This window comes from Asaia sp. VD9, assembly GCF_037150015.1.
GTDB lineage: Bacteria > Pseudomonadota > Alphaproteobacteria > Acetobacterales > Acetobacteraceae > Asaia.
Map to the genome: position 1 here is coordinate 163,259 of NZ_JBBCQM010000003.1, position 15,511 is coordinate 178,769.

General features: G+C 60.4%; 11 protein-coding genes. 5 read left to right on the forward strand and 6 right to left on the reverse strand.

Annotated features, from left to right (window positions below):
* On the reverse strand, positions 1–375 hold the full coding sequence (locus WFJ47_RS05385) for an SMR family transporter (RefSeq protein ID WP_336761384.1): 375 nt from the start codon (positions 373–375) through the stop codon (positions 1–3).
* A gap of 67 nt (positions 376–442) precedes the next feature.
* On the reverse strand, positions 443–1,915 hold the full coding sequence (locus WFJ47_RS05390; RefSeq protein ID WP_336761386.1) for a hypothetical protein: 1,473 nt from the start codon (positions 1,913–1,915) through the stop codon (positions 443–445).
* A gap of 909 nt (positions 1,916–2,824) precedes the next feature.
* On the opposite strand from WFJ47_RS05390, the gene WFJ47_RS05395 reads away from it, so the two are divergent.
* The 4 genes from WFJ47_RS05395 to addA all read left to right on the forward strand — a co-directional run bounded on the left by WFJ47_RS05395 (position 2,825) and on the right by addA (position 10,760).
* Positions 2,825–3,582, forward strand: a protein-coding gene (locus WFJ47_RS05395) for an IS5 family transposase (protein ID WP_336761388.1) whose coding sequence is annotated in 2 segments (ribosomal slippage) — positions 2,825–3,158 and positions 3,158–3,582 — 759 coding nt in all. Because the reading frame shifts where the segments join, the coding sequence is not laid out codon by codon here.
* Between the two features lie 253 nt (positions 3,583–3,835).
* On the forward strand, positions 3,836–4,270 hold the full coding sequence (gene tsaE, locus WFJ47_RS05400; protein WP_336761390.1) for a tRNA (adenosine(37)-N6)-threonylcarbamoyltransferase complex ATPase subunit type 1 TsaE: 435 nt from the start codon (positions 3,836–3,838) through the stop codon (positions 4,268–4,270).
* Positions 4,267–7,248 (forward strand): double-strand break repair protein AddB, encoded by a 2,982-nt coding sequence (addB, locus tag WFJ47_RS05405; protein ID WP_336761392.1) that lies wholly within the window; start codon positions 4,267–4,269, stop codon positions 7,246–7,248. Before tsaE ends, addB begins: the two co-directional genes overlap by 4 nt.
* On the forward strand, positions 7,245–10,760 hold the full coding sequence (gene addA / locus WFJ47_RS05410) for a double-strand break repair helicase AddA (protein WP_336761393.1): 3,516 nt from the start codon (positions 7,245–7,247) through the stop codon (positions 10,758–10,760). Before addB ends, addA begins: the two co-directional genes overlap by 4 nt.
* 201 nt (positions 10,761–10,961) lie before the next feature.
* On the opposite strand, the gene WFJ47_RS05415 is transcribed toward addA, so the two are convergent.
* Together WFJ47_RS05415 and WFJ47_RS05420 are read right to left on the reverse strand one after the other, a co-directional pair.
* Positions 10,962–11,264 carry a hypothetical protein gene (locus tag WFJ47_RS05415; protein WP_336761394.1) on the reverse strand — a complete coding sequence of 101 codons (303 nt, stop codon included), beginning with the start codon at positions 11,262–11,264 and terminating at the stop codon, positions 10,962–10,964.
* Positions 11,261–12,232 carry a VOC family protein gene (locus tag WFJ47_RS05420; RefSeq protein WP_336761396.1) on the reverse strand — a complete coding sequence of 324 codons (972 nt, stop codon included), beginning with the start codon at positions 12,230–12,232 and terminating at the stop codon, positions 11,261–11,263. Before WFJ47_RS05420 ends, WFJ47_RS05415 begins: the two co-directional genes overlap by 4 nt.
* 470 nt (positions 12,233–12,702) lie before the next feature.
* Here WFJ47_RS05420 and trxA point away from each other — a divergent pair, with 470 nt between their 5' ends.
* A complete protein-coding gene (gene trxA, locus WFJ47_RS05425) occupies positions 12,703–13,029 on the forward strand; it encodes a thioredoxin TrxA (RefSeq protein WP_031240847.1) in 327 nt (108 codons plus the stop codon).
* Between the two features lie 99 nt (positions 13,030–13,128).
* Here the strand turns inward: trxA and hpnK are convergent, their stop codons facing one another.
* On the reverse strand, positions 13,129–13,986 hold the full coding sequence (gene hpnK, locus WFJ47_RS05430; RefSeq protein ID WP_336761398.1) for a hopanoid biosynthesis-associated protein HpnK: 858 nt from the start codon (positions 13,984–13,986) through the stop codon (positions 13,129–13,131).
* A 23-nt stretch (positions 13,987–14,009) separates the two neighbouring features.
* Positions 14,010–15,434, reverse strand: coding sequence for a hopanoid biosynthesis associated radical SAM protein HpnJ (hpnJ, locus tag WFJ47_RS05435; protein WP_127103072.1), 1,425 nt, complete (start codon positions 15,432–15,434; stop codon positions 14,010–14,012).
* Positions 15,435–15,511: the final 77 nt, after the last annotated feature.

Below are 15,511 nucleotides of genomic sequence, written 5' to 3' on the forward strand. Positions count from 1 at the left end.
TTATGCGCTCCTCGAAATTACGACGATACCGACACAGATAATGCCGATGCCGATAACGCGGGTCGTGTTCACATGCTCCCCCAGGAAAAAATAACCAATAACAGCTGTGATAAGGTAGCCAATAGACAGCAAGGGATATGCGGCGCTTACTTCCGCTTTACTTAGAACAACCATCCACGCTCCGATACTCACCGCGTAGCAAAGCATCCCGCCCAAGAACCAAATATTTCCGGCGAGATTACTCAGGAAGGAGAATAGAGTAAACAGTGACGCCGGTAACGCGCCTAACGTCAACATCGTTTTTCTTAGTGCAATCTGTGCCACAGCATTCAGTGTCACGCTTAAGATAGCTATGGAGAAGAGAGAGAGATTCATCTTTTTGCTTTCTGGTGTTCGCCTATTTGCGCCATCTCGATTGCCGCTTTATCGCACACTTTTTGATTCATCTGAATTTGGTTTGAATGGCCATATCTAGATCGACTACTGCGATATCTTTGGACAGGGGAGCCCGTGTTTTGGGTCCCACGGTGAAGTTGAGTAAGCCGGGCGGCGTCGGATATCCACTCGAATGCAGGATTGACCACACCATCCCGACCGGAGCCCATGGCTGCGCTGACGAGGGGAGGCCAAATTCGTCGTACCGGATGGGAGTGACGAGGGCATTTTCCCAATGGGATGGAATGAAGTAGACAGACTGTGCTGTTTGAATATTCTCGAGGAGGTGAGGTTCATCAGATAGATATTTCTCGACGAGGGCCAACTCCTTGACCTGAGGCTTGACAAATAGGCGGTCGATATTTCTGTGCGCGAGGAACGAGAAATAGACCAACGCAAGAATGGCGGCATTCCGTATCAGGAGCCTTGCTTTGGTTAGGCTTGCCAGATAATAACCTGTCAAGAAAAAAAGAAGGGTTAAGAGTGCGCCAAGGGCGGCCTGCGAGCGGTAACTTCCCCAGTTCTCCTTTGCGATCAAATTGGGAGCATATGACAGGGGGATTAAGGTTGCATATAGGCAAATCTTTGATGGGTTTTTATGAAATTTGAATATGAGCCCTGCTGTTATCAGTGCGAAACATGAAAAAGAAACAATGTAGCTGTCCCCGATCGAAGGGAGGCGGAGTGCGTTTGGCAATACCTCATGAAGAAACCAGTATAACTTCCCAAACACATCATGTGTGACACCTGCCCTTTCAAGTGGGGGTGGATTATTGAAAAGTATGATGGGAATTATTCTGCTTGCAAGAAAGTCTGTTGCCAATGCAGAAAACATAACAATTAAGGATTGTGCATAGAGTGTAATTACCGCGCTTCGGTCTCGCTGATCCCAAAATACTACGGCAGCGAATACCCAATATACCATTGCTGCAGGTTGGTAGATCATCATGGAGGTGGTCAAGACTAGATAGGAAGAAATTAGCCGACGAAGAGGCTTCCTATCGGTTCGTGCCAATATCATCAGGCTGATGCCGGAGAGGCATGCCGCCCATGGGAATGGGGCATCAATGGTCCACGCTGAATATACTTGAAATGCTGGAGCCAGGCCGCATAAAATAGCGGCTATCGCTGCCATATCCGCCGGGATATCTATGTGTGTTCTGATCTGCCGATACAGAAGCGTGGAAAAGCTTGCTATGCCCAATATCGAGCCTAACCTGATCCAACCCAAGTCTGTCAGATTGGGTGTCAGCAAAAAGATGTAATTGAATATCGCATACAATGGTCTGCCACCCTGCGCTAACATAGTGCTCGCAGCGGTAAGATTGCGGACTGAAGCGTCAAACAAGAGGGCATAGTCATCTGAAAAAGCATAATCAGATGTAACGACAATGCCGTATGACAGAAAAAATATGACTAGAAAAATTAAGAATATACAAAAATAATTCAGTGATATTACTAATTTTTCCAGTCTGTTCATTTTAAGTCTTCCATGGAAACGCAGTTTTCTAGCAGCCTCCTCCGGAGCGGAATGACAGGCGACTAAACGGATAGAGTGATTTGCCGGGACGGTTTGCCCGCGTCAATCTGGTAGGCGGAACTGATCGCGACAAGCCTAGATCAATACGAAATTTAACAGAGGCTGTATGGTTAATCCATATGCCGTCCTTCAGTACACCGGTCTGATGTGGTGATGTTGTTGGATAAGGCCGCGCCCCGAATCGCGAGGCGATAGATAGCAAGTTCCGGTGTGACCGCATTTGTGACTTGGCGGCTTACAGAGTGGTGTGAGTTCGTAGGATTGACCCGAGGGTGCTAAATATTCTTCTGAGGTGTACCCTTGTTTTAGTCTTGATGGTCGATGTTACGCCCACCTATCCTGCATCCCACACCTGGGCTTTTGGCGATGCTCAAAATATCCAACCGACTACGATCAACGCTAGCTGACCTTATGTATCTTGATGGGCGCTTAGATTGGCCCTGCATGGAGACTCATTATCTTCGGGGCTGGGGCACAGCTTACCATTTGCTCCGAAAGGGTTGAGGACGCCATAATTGGGGCTTTGTCAGACCCATCGAGGGTCGCGCGGTTGAAAATCAGCGGGCTTTCTCCTCATGAGCAGCGGCTGACCTCTCTATCAATCGGCGGTGGCCTTTTTGTAACCACCCTACACGATTGGGGGGGGGGACTTTGGACCTCCGGGCTTGAAGAAACTTGTCGATCGGCTGAAATCGCAGCATTGTATCCAAAATAAATCGATAATTTGGCGGGGGATATAGTTCAGGCCTTTGGGCAGGGGTAGGCGTGCTTGTCCAAGGTGTCGGCGAGGCTCGGGACCCATGGATCTGGATGGAAGAGTCTGATTCAGCCTCTGCGTGGAGACTGAGGATGAGCGACCTGTATTGGCTGACGGAAGAACAGATGGTGCGTCTGCGGCCGTTCTTTCCCAAGAGCCATGGCAGACCACGTGTCGATGATCGGTGCGTGCTGAGTAGGATCATCTTGGTGAACCGCAATGGACTGCGCTGGCAGTATGCACCGCAGGAATATGGGCCGCAAAAGACGCTCTGCAATTGTTGGAAGCGATGGAGCGCTGAGGGGATTTTTGTCCGTCTGAGGGACGGCCTGGCGGCTGGCAGGGCGGACCATCAGACGATCATGATTGATGCGACCCACCTTAAGGCGCACCGTACGGCTTCCAGCCTGCGGGCAAAAAAGGGGATGCGGGCCGCCTGATCGGGCGCACCAAAGGCGGCATGAACACGGAGCTACACGCGGTGACCGATGGGAGCGGCCGAAAGCTCAGCTTCTTCATGACGGCAGGTCCGTTCAGTGATTACACCGGCGCCGCGGCTCTGCTGGAGAGTCTTCCTGCGGCGAAATGGCTCCTTGCCGATCGTGGATATGACGTCGACTGGTGCAGGGGCGGACTGGAAGAAAAAGGAATCAAACCCTGCATTCCCGGCCGGAAATTCCGCACGACGCTGGTCAGTTACGACAGGCGCAAATACCGACGGCGCAATCGCATCGAGACGATGTTCGGCCGCCTGAAGGACTGGAGGCGGGTCGCGACGCGCTACGACAGATGCCCGATCGTCTTTTTCTCCGCCATCTGCCTCGCTGCTACCGTCATGTTCTGGCTATGAGTCCTGAGCCTAAACGAGCAACCACCAATCAACGGTGTGTAACATGCTAATTTTATCGAACGATCCATTTTTTATTTCTATGATCGTATTTATTATTTGTGGGCCGATTATATTGATGAGGCTGAGTTTGGCCCCAAGAGTCAGCAAAGCCTAAAATTGAGAGATTGTTGTGATACAGAGCGACGCGGGTTGGGTGTGTCTCGACCTCTCGCAGCCCCTACCCATCCCCTCGGCGCAGTTCTAGACTACGCCCATGAGCGAACTCGATCTTCCCGACCAGTCTGCCACCGAAACTCTTGCCATCCGTGTCGCAGAGTTGTCGAAGCCAGGAGACGTGATCGCGCTGCATGGTGAAATGGGCATGGGCAAGAGCGTGTTTGCTCGGGCCTTTCTGCGGGCCTTGGCTAACGATCCGACGCTGGAGGTACCCAGTCCGACGTTCTCTCTCGTTCAGCTCTATGACACATCAAAGGGAGCGGTTGCGCATTTCGATCTCTGGCGTCTGGATGGGCCGGACGGCCTTTTCGAGCTGGGCTGGGATGAGGTGCAGGAGGGCATCATGCTCGTGGAGTGGCCAGAGCGGGCGGGGGATGAACTCCCGGCTCACGCGCTCCACCTCACGCTCACCCAAGGGGCGGAGGAAGCCTGTCGTACGGCGCAGATTAAGGGGTGGAGTGACCGCCTGTGACCCTCGTGACCATTCCGGCTGATCGCTCCTTTCTCGATGATGTGGCGCGTCGCTGGCTCGCAGGGCCTGCGCAGCATGGAGCGGAGAACGCGCTTATTCTGGTCCCCAGCCGACGGGCCGCGCGCAATCTGACCGAGGCGTTTCTGCGCTGTCTCGATGGGCGAGCCGCGCTTTTGCCCCGTATCGTGCCTGTCAGCGACGTGAATGAGGACGACCTCGCTCTGGCCGGTGCCGATGCACTCTCCTTTCCGCCTGCTGTTGATCCCTTGCGCCGCCTGTCGGTTCTGGCGGCTCTGGTCCTGCAGGCAAGGGGGGTGTTCAGCGCGGATCTGACGCTTGAGCAGGCCTGGCCGCTTGCCTCGGCGCTGGCAGAGCTGATGGATGACGCCGAGCGTGTCGCGGTCGATCTGCGCGAGCGCCTGCCCGATGCAGCTGAGCCGCGCTTTGCGGATCACTGGCACAAGACGCTGCAATTCCTCCATATCGTCACAGAGGCCTGGCCTGAATGGCTGCGCGAGACGGGGCTGATGAACCCGGTGGCCCGGCAGGTGGCCGTCTTGCAGGCGCAGGCGGCACGCTGGCGTGATGCCCCGCCTCAGGGACCGCTCTGGGCTGTCGGCTTCACCGATGGCATGTTTGCCGTCTGCGCCATTCTGCGGGCGGTGCTGGACGCGCCTCAGGGCTGCGTGATCCTGCCTGGTGTCGATCTCGATTTGCCGGACTCACTTTGGGCCCATTTGCCCGAAAGCCACCCTCAATCCGGATTTCGACGACTTCTCAATGACTTGGATGTTTCCCGTGAAACTATGGCTGTCTGGTCAGACGGCGTTGATCCTCAGGATGATCCCGCCCGTCAGGTCCTGAGTGCGCGTATCGGCCTTACCAGCCTGTTCATGCGCCCCATGGAGGGACTCTCCGCCTGGGGGGAGAGCCGGGAGGGTCTCCCGCTTGCCGGAATCACGCGCGTCGAGGCGGATGACCAGCAGCAGGAGGCCGCCGCCCTGGCCATGATCCTGCGCGAAGCGGTCGACAGCCCGGGACGCACGGCGTCACTGGTCACGCCAGACCGCGCTCTGGCCAGACGTGTCGCGACCGAATTGCTGCGTTTCGGCATTGTGGCTGATGACAGCGCAGGGGAGGCCCTGGCCCTGACGCCCGCCGCCATACTGCTGCGTCTGATTGCGGAGGCCGCCTCGGCCGATCTCGCTCCCGTGGCGTTACTGGCCATGCTGAAGCACCCGCTCGTGGCGCTCGGCACCACGCCGGGTAATTGCCGCGCCACGGCGCGCCGGCTGGAGCGGCTCGTTCTGCGTGGGCCAGCCCCGCCGCCGGGCATTGCCGGGTTGCGCCGTGCGCTGCACGAGCAGGACCAAAGCGGCGCCGAAACAGCCGACAGCCCCGATCAGGCAGAACCGCTTGGGCCGTTTCTCGATCGTCTGTCCGAAGCGCTTTCTCCACTGCTTGGCAAGGCTGCCCATCCTTTGCCGGATCTTCTGGCGGCGTTGGTACGTGCGGCCGAGGCTCTGACCACCACACAGGATCAGCCGGGGGAGGAAAGGCTTTGGCTCGGTGCAGAGGGCCATGCCCTTTCACGCCATATCGCCAGCCTGATGACGCATGGTGCCGTGCTCCCACCGCAAACCTTGTCAGGCATGCCCGCTTTCCTGCTGGCTTCGATGGCGGGGCAGATGGTGTTCGGGCAGCGCGTGTTGCAGGGGCGCGACGGCGAGGCCCTGCATCCGCGTGTCTCTATCCTCGGCGTCCTCGAGGCGCGCCTGCAATTTGCCGATCTGGTTATTCTGGGCGGGCTGAACGAGGGGATCTGGCCGCCCGCCACCGATCCCGGACCCTGGCTCAGCCGCCCCATGCGCACACGGGCCGGATTGCCCTCGCCTGAGCGTCTGATCGGCACGGCAGCACATGATTTTACCACGGCTTTTCTGTCGGGTCGTGAGATCGTGCTCTCCAGCGCCTCGCGTCGTGACGGCGCCCCTGCCGTGCCGGCGCGGTGGCTGGTGCGTCTCGAGGCCCTGCTGGAAGGACGCGGTCAGTCTTTGCCATCCCATCCGGCCCTGATCTGGCAGGCACGTATGGATCAGCCGCTTGGCCCGGCGCGTCCCGTACCGCCGCCGGAGCCACGCCCCCCTGTAGCCAGTCGGCCCCGGCGCCTGTCGGTCACGGAAATCGATACCTGGCTGCGCGATCCCTACGCGATCTATGCCCGCCATGTGCTCAGGCTGAAGGCCCTCCCGGCTCTGGAAGAAGCGGCCGACCGTTCGGATATCGGCGTGGTGGTGCATGAAGGGCTCGAACGCTGGCTGACCGATGGCCAGAAAGGAGGCCGGGCGCTACACAAGGCCCTGCTGGACGCGCTGGCAAAGCGCGACCTGCGTCCGGCCCTTGCAGCGTGGTGGCGCCCGCGCGTGCTGCGTATTGCCGATTGGGTTTGCGAGCGCGAGGCCATGCGTGAAGCCCCGCGCCTGCTCAAGACCGAGCAGATGGGCATGATGACCCTGACACCCCCCTATGCGCCGTTTCGTCTCAGCGCGCGTGCGGACCGTATCGAGATCGGTCAGGATGGGCGCGCGACGATTATCGACTACAAGACCGGCAGCCTGCCCAAGCTGGGCGATGTCGAGGCCGGATGGAGTTCGCAACTCGTGCTAGAGGCTGCCATGCTGCGTCTTGGCGGGTTCGCCGATCTGCCTTCCGCCGAGACGGCCTCGCTGCTTTACTGGCGTCTGACCGGCGACCGCAACCGGGGGGAGGAACTCTCCGTACCGGGCAAGGCAGAGGCGCTGGACACCCTGGTCGAGAGCGCGCTCGATCGCCTGCGACGCCGCGTTGAGGCGTTCGATGATCCGCAAACCGCCTATCGCTCGCACCCGCATCCCGATTATGTGCCGCGTTACAGCGACTACGCCCATTTGGCGCGTGTGTCGGAGTGGAGCGCCGCACGTGAGGAGGGCGGAGAATGAGCCCGAGCTCTACATCTTCATCCCAGGTAATCGCTTCGGCCAACGATATCCAGCGTCTGGCCTCCGACCCCCTGGCTTCCGTGTTCGTCTCGGCCTCGGCTGGCAGCGGCAAGACCAAGCTGCTGATCGATCGTCTGTTGCGCCTCATGCTGCCGGCTCTCGTGTCTGACCCGCAGACAGGCGCGCCGGTGCTCGTGCCGGGTTCGGATCCCGCGCGCATTCAGTGTCTGACCTTCACCCGTGCGGCAGCGGCTGAAATGGCCAATCGCCTTCAGTCGCGTCTCGGGCGCTGGGTTTCCTTGCCCGATGATGCACTCGACCGGGAGCTTCATGCGCTCAGCGTGCCTGTTTCGGCTGAGACGCGGCAGGCGGCGCGCGCGCTGTTCGTGCGCGTGCTTGATCTGCCGGGTGGCATGAAGATCGGCACGATCCACGCCTTCTGCCAGTCGCTCCTGCGGCGCTTTCCGCTGGAAGCCGCAATCAATCCGCATTTCACCCTCATGGAAGAGACGGATTCAGGCCTCGCTTTGGCCAATGCCATCGAGCACACGCTGTCCCGCGCAATGGGGGACCCGACCATGGAGGCGCGTCTCAGCCTTCTGGCAGGACAGGTGGGGCTGGAAGAGTATCTTGAACGCATCAGGGGCTTGCAGGGACGTGTGTCCAGATTGCGCCAGAGCTTCGCACGCTGGCAGATCGAGCCGGGTGCGATCGAACGCGCCTATCGTCGGGCTTTTGGCGCAGGGGAGCAGAGCATCGATGGCCTTGGAAGCCAGCGTACTGCGCCACCCGAGGAAGAGGCCCTGCGGCGCTGTGCTCAAGAAGCGCTGCCCCTAGGCACTCCTACCATGCAGGTTCTGCTGAGCCGGATGCTCGATGCCCTGTCTCGTTCGCCTCATGACCGCAACGCCGAGGACTGGCAGGCCATTTTCGTGACTGGCACCGGCACGCCGCGCGCGGCCAGGGGATTCGTGCCCGCAGCCATCAACCGGGATCGTCCTCATATCATGGAGGTCTTCACCCGGGAGGCCGAGCGCCTGATCGCGCTGGGTCGCAGCATTGCGGCAGAGCGTCTGGTGGCGCTGAACCTTGCGCTTTTCGCGCTCGCCTCGCCCACCCTGGCCCAATACGCGCAGGACAAGCTTCAGCGGGGGCTTGTCGATTACGATGACCTGATTGCAAGCACGCGCGATCTGCTGCGCGACCCTGGGGCGTCCTGGGTGCTCTACAAACTCGATGGCGGTCTGGATCATCTGTTGCTGGACGAGGTACAGGACACGTCTTTCGCCCAGTGGGAGATTGCCACCGCGCTGGTCGAGGAATTCTTCGTGGGCGAGAGCGCGCGCGAAATGGAGGGGCGGCCCCGCACGGTCTTTGCTGTGGGTGACTTCAAGCAATCCATTTACGCTTTCCAGGGCGCTGATCCCGAAGGCCTGTTCCGGGCGCGCGAGCGTTTCGAGGCCATGGTTCAGGGGGCAGGGCAGGAATGGCGCATCCCCGAGATCGGCGTGTCCTTTCGCTCGGTCGCGCCCGTTCTCGATCTGGTGGATTCGGTTTTCGCCAACCCTTTGGCGGCCGAGGGGCTGCGTGAGCCCGGGCGCGACATTCTGCCGCCTCATCGCTCGGCGCGTCCCGGGCAGGGCGGACGCGTTGAACTATGGCCGCTCGTGCCCAAGGACGAGAAAGACGGGATCGATGATCCCTGGGCCGCACCGACGGGCAATGCGGGCCAGAGCCGGGCTCCCCAGAAACTGGCCGATCATCTGGCGCAATGGATTGCAGGCCAGATCGGCAAGTCCCCCCAGCCGGGTCAGGCACCGCTGCGCGCGGGGGAGATTCTGGTCCTGGTACCAAGGCGCTCTGCTTTCCTCAGGGCGCTGATCCGCGCGCTCAAGGGGCAGGGAGTCGAGGTCGCCACGCTGGTAGGAGTGGGACTGACTGACTCGCTCGCCGTTCAGGATATGATGGCGCTGTGCCATGCATTGCTTCTGCCACAGGACAGCCTGACCCTGGCCACGGCCCTGACCTCGCCTTTTGGTGGGGTCAGCGATTCCTCGCTCATGGATCTTGCCATGGGGCGCGGTGATGTGCCGCTCTGGACCGTGCTGCGGGAGCGTCATCGTGAGCGGCCAGACTGGCAGAGCGCCTGGAAGCGCCTCTCCGCACTCCAGACCCGCATCGATTTCGCGACGCCCTATCAGATCCTTGCCGATGCGCTCGGCCGCCATGAAGGGCGCGCGCGCGCCCTTGCCCGCCTCGGGCCGGAAGCAGCTGAACCTCTTGATGACTTGCTCTCTGCGGCATTGCGTTTCGAGGGGCTTCATGCGCCCTCCATGCAGGGCTTCTTGCATTGGCTCGCTTCGAGCAGCCTGACCGTCAAGCGTGAGGCCGAGGCGGAGATCGACGCCGTGCGGATTATGACGGTGCACGGCTCCAAGGGGTTGCAGGCGCGTCTGGTGGTGCTGCCCGATATGACAGGGGAGGTTCAAGGCGAGAGAAAGCTGCTCTGGACCCGTCAGAATGGTCTTGATCTGCCCGTCTGGATGCCGGGCCGGGAATTGCCTTCCGATCTGGGCGACCGTCTGAAAGAAGCGGAAAAAGCGGCGGCGCAGGCCGAGCGTAACCGCCTGCTCTACGTCGCGCTCACAAGGGCCAGTGACTGGCTTGTAATATGCGGCTGGGAACCCCGAAAGAAGCAGAGCGACACCTCATGGTACACGCTCTGCCGGGACGGGTTCGACCGTCTCGGGGCTGCACCGCAGTCTTTCGAGGGCGGGTGGGAGGGAGAGGCCCTCGTGATCGAAGCCGAGCCCGAGCATCAAACCGCACTTCCTGCCAGGCATCATGAACCTGCTCTGATAGCGCTCCCCGGATTTCTGGGCAGTGCACCGGACTGGCGTGTAATCCCCGCGCCACAGGAGGCTGCCCTCACACGACCTCTGGCGCCCAGCCGACCGGATGAAGCGCGTTTTGGCGAGGCGCCCCCCGCGCTTTCTCCGCTTGTTCTGGCGTCAGGGCATGAGAGCAGACGCGCGCGGGCCATCAACCGGGGCACACTCGTGCACAGGCTCCTGCAATGGCTGCCGGACAGAAACCCTGAGGAATGGGACGTGCTGGCCGAAAACTGGCTTGCCCAGCCGGCCCATGGTCTCCCGGCAGAGGACCGCGCGCAGCTTCTGACTCAGATACGTGCCATCCTGACTCACGAGAGCCTTGCCCCGCTTTTTGCGCCCGGCAGCCTCGCTGAGCAGCCGGTGACGGGCATTGCGCAAGGCCAGGTGGTACTTGGACAGGTTGACCGTTTGTGCGTGACGCCCAGCCAGGTGATGCTCTGCGACTACAAGACAGGTCAGAAGCCTCCGCGCCCGGGTCAGGCCGTTCCCGCTGCTTATCGTCGCCAGATGAATGCTTATGGCGCTGTGCTCTCACAGCTCTATCCTGACCATGAGATCGTTCTGGTTCTGGTATGGACGGAGGGGCCGACACTCAGCTTTGTCCCGTTCGAACCCTGATCTGCCGCAGCCCGGCGCCGGGGGGCATGTCCCGGTGGGGATGCTCTCCCACCCTATGCCTCGACGGCCTCGGAGCCAAGCAGCCCCTGTCCGATCCGCGCAGCCTGCGCCTGTCAGAAGCTGACCATGACAGGCTGAGGCGTGGCCCATACGGGAGCAAACGTTCCAGGCAGGAGTAGGACGGCACCCAGTCTGAGGAAATCAGTGATGGTGGCCGCCGCCATTGCGGTCGAAATGCCCCCTGTCATGATCCCCATGATCTCCATGATCCTGACGCGGCCGGTCATAACGGTTGCGATAGCCGGGTCCGCCCCAGCCACGTCCGGCGTAATGCGGGCCAACGGAATAGCCCCCGTTCCAGCCCTGACGCCCCCACCCGCCGGGATAGCCGTAATAGCCCCCTCCGTAATAATCGTCATGGCCGTAACAGCCGGACAAGCCAAGCCCGCAGAGGCCGAGCAGCGCGAAGAGCGCAGCGGATTTGCCGCAAGAAGCCTTTCTCATTGCGCCGGTCCCATCTCAAGCATGTCTCTCTGGGCTTCGATCACGCCGAATACAGCGCCGGTCGGGTCGGCGATCACGGATATCAGGGCTCCATCGCGATCGACATGGGTTGGAACGATGACCTGTCCACCGAGAGAAACCGCCCGTGTCGCGGTGGTGGCACTGTTGCGCACCTGCACGAATTGTATCCAGCGCGCCTTGTCTCTGGGCATCACGTCAGGGGGAAGGGTGTTCACACTTGCCCGTTCCTGTCCTTGTGAGGACAGGATGTAATGCGCGCCGCTATCGGCCTCAGGAGCAGCCGTGACCTGGTAATTGAACAGCATCTGATAGTACCCGGCGGCGGTGCTGGGTGAGGGGGTAAGGAGCGTGGCCCAGGAGAAACTATCCAGCATGGGCGCAGTGGAGAGATCCTCCGGATCGCCAGACTGGGCGCTCAGCGCGGCATATATTCCCTGCTGGGGGTCGGAAACAATCACTGCCTGACCCAGCCCGTCCCATTTGCGCGGGCCAAACAGAACGTGCCCTCCATAGCGCTTCGTCACCCGTGCCACCGTTGCCGTATCGGAAGTTGAGATGAAAGGAAGCCAGAAGGGAACATCCTGCTTCGGATTATCCAGCGGGTGCGCCACCATCGTCCCGATGGCCCGGCCAGCCTGCATGATCTCGACCCGAGGATGTTTACCCCCGTTCACAGGGCGAAAACTCCAGCCGAAAAGCGGACCGTAAAAATTCTCGGCCTTGGTCAGATCGGGCGTTACCAGCATGGAAAAAACGATCTTGCCGGGGAGCAGACGTTGTGTTGCCGGGGTGACAAGCGGATCAAACGCGCTCATCGGGACACGCTGCGTGTTGCTGCTCGACGGTGCGGCGGCAATCAAGGGTACTGGTACGTAATCAGGGGCGTCGGGCGATGGGGGAAGCGGCGCCAGGGTGGGCTGTGCCTGTGCGGTCGCGATAAGAGCCACCAGGCTCACGCCACCCAGAACCCGGAGGCAGAGGGCTCGCGCAGAGTGCGCAGGGTGAATGGACCGCATCGACAAAAGCGCTTCTCCAACTGGCTGGCCCGGGCTACGCCTTCAGGCGCCTCCCGAAGAGAATGCTTCCCCGACAGAGGGAAGCTGACCATGAAACGTCGCGCGCTCCCCCGTGTTTCTCAGGAGCGGGCGATTTCGCTGTCACGTGCGCGCGATGCCGCTTCGGCTCTTGGGGGGAAACACGCGTCACAGGCGCCGATCGCGGTTTTTCGATCTGTCAGGACAAGGCGCCGGGGCTGCTGAACACGGTGCCTTGAAGGAAGGTTCTGAAGTCTGGAGCCTCTCGGCACGCGACGTGGTGGAACCGACAGGCGCTCTTCCCTCTTGAACGCCAAGAAGGAACTGCTGATATGTGATGCTGAGACGGACCTGAGCGGTCTGCATTGGAAAGGAAGAACAGGATGAGCGAAAATACCGTAGCTGTCAGCGATAGCGGCTTTGATAAGGATGTGCTGCAGGCCGAAGGCCCGGTACTGGTTGATTTCTGGGCTGAATGGTGCGGCCCCTGCAAGATGATCGCGCCGGCGCTCGATGAGATTGGTGGGGAGTACAAGGGCCGTCTCACGGTGGCCAAGATCAATATCGACGAGAATCCTGAAGCCCCGACGCGTTTTGGTGTGCGCAGCATTCCGACGCTTATGGTGTTCAAGAATGGTGAGGTCGTCGCCCAGAAGACCGGTGCGCTTCCCAAGAGTGCGCTCAAGGCCTGGGTGGATTCCGCTCTCTGAGAGTGTCTGACGTGAAGCCCGCGTGGCGGGCTTCACGTTTTTTCCGATGCGCCTTGAGCCGTATCAAGAGCAAGCTCGCGTGCATGATTTTTCGGGAGATCAGGGTGTGGCGACAGGCCTGCCCGACCAGTCGCAAAGCGTGACAGCGCTTTTGCGCACAGCCTCCCTGACTTCCGGGCTCACCAAGGCATCAAATTCGCCACGCTGGTCGTAATAGGGCATGAGGCGTTTGAGCAGCGCGTTCTGTTCCAGAGCCGGATGGAAATACATCTCAGACAGACCCTCGGGCAGGTGCGGGACCAGACCTGCCACACGTCCTGGGCGCATCTGGCCGCTCCAGGCCAATCCGAAACAGGAATCATTGGTTGTCATGCCCGCTCGGGCGATCTGATGACGCAATATCCCGCACCAGCGGCGCATGGCCGAGGCCCCAAGCGAGTCCAGATGGGTCTCGGCAGCGCTGAGTGGCCCGGCAGGCTCGCTGGGTGTACGCACATGGCGCAGCCCGTAATGCCCCCCGGTTTCGATCAGTAGGCGCCCGATTGTCGGGTGCAGATGCATGTGCTTGTGCGCATTGGCGTGATCGAGCGACAGGCCCGAGGCAAGAAAAGCTCGAAACTGGGCCTCGATCTCACGTGCCAGCGCGCGCCTCGCGGCGGGGCGGAAGAAATAGGACACGCCCAGACCGAGCTGGCTGGTGCCGAACCGGTCATCAGGCGTGGCGATGGCCGGTATGGTCGCGCCAGGGAGGGCCGTATCGCCCTCGATCACGACCAGATGCAGCCCGACCCGCAGATTAGGCAGACGCTTGGCCCGACGCACGGCGTCCAGGCTTGCGGGGCCGGCTACCATAAGGCTGGCCGTCGAGAGCAACCCATCACGATGGGCAATCTCGATGGCCTCATTGACCTCTTCGCTCAGGCCGAAATCATCGGCCGAGATGATCAAACGACGCATAGGAACAGACGACGCCTGAGTGATCAGGCCGCGTTGCGGCCCTTGAGGAACTGGAAGAATTCCACACCTTCGCGCAGACGACGCTTCATCATCTGCGGGCTGCGAACCATCTCGTTGACGATCGAGGCGATCTTCGGCGCGCGGAAGTAGAACTTGCGATAGAATTCCTCAACCGAGTTGAAGATCTCGGTATGAGACAGATGCGGGTAGTGCAGCGGGGCAATCTGCACGCCGTTTTCGTCGATCAGCTCGGCTTCAGCTTCGTTGAACCAGCCATTCTCGGTAGCCTGCTTGTGCAGCGCCGTGCCGGGATAGGGAGCTGCCAGCGAAACCTGCAGCGTGTGAGGGTTGATCTCACGGGCGAACTGGATGGTTTCCTGAATGGTCTCCTTCGTCTCGCCGGGCAGGCCGACAATGAAGGTGCCATGGATTTTGATGCCCAGCTTGTGGCAGTTCTTGGTGAACTCGCGCGCCGTTTCGACGCGCATGCCCTTCTTGATGTTGTGCAGGATCTGCTGGTTGCCGCTCTCATAGCCGACCAGAAGCAGGCGCAGCCCGTTTTCCTTCATGATCTTGAGCGTTTCATAGGGCACGTTCGCCTTGGCGTTGCACGACCAGGTGACACCCAGCTTGCCCATCTCACGCGCAATGGCTTCCGCACGGGGCAGATCGTCTGTGAAGGTGTCGTCATCGAACATGAACTCCTTCACCTGCGGGAAATACTGCTTGGCAAGACGGATTTCGGCAGCCACGTGCTCGGGGCTGCGCGTGCGGTAGCGATGGCCCCCCACGGTCTGCGGCCACAGGCAGAAGGTGCAGCGCGATTTGCAGCCGCGACCGGTATAGATCGAGATATACGGGTGCATCAGATACCCGATGAAGTAATCCTCGATCTTGAGGTCGCGCTTGTAGACTTCGGTCACGAAGGGGAGGGAGTCCATGTCCTCGATCATGGCGCGGTCACGATTGGCGATGATCTCGCCATCCTTGTTGCGCCAGGTGATGCCGTCCACGTCCTTCAGATCGCGGCCTTCGGCAATTTCCTTGATCGTGAAATCGAACTCGTTGCGCGCCACGAAGTCGATCGGGCTGCCCTTGGCCATCGATTCGTCAGGCTGCACCGCCACCTTCGCGCCAACCATGCCGATCATCAGCTTGGGATTGGCGTCCTTGAGCATCTGCGCAACGCGTACGTCAGAGGCGAAAGACGGTGTGGAGGTGTGCATCACCACGAGGTCGCGATTCATCACGTCCTTCAGGATCGGCTCCATGCCAATGCCAGCCGGCGGGGCATCGATCAGGCGTGAGCCTTCGACCATGGCGGCAGGCTGTGCCAGCCAGGTCGGGAACCAGAAGGAGCGGATTTCGCGCTTGGCCTGGTAACGCGACCCGGCGCCGCCATCGAAACCGTCGAATGAAGGGGGCTGAAGAAAGAGCGTGCGCATCATGACAATGAAGGTCCTCGCAAAAACCACCGGATCTCAAGATCCGCAAAGGTGAAAGGGTCAGGTATTCCTGACGAATG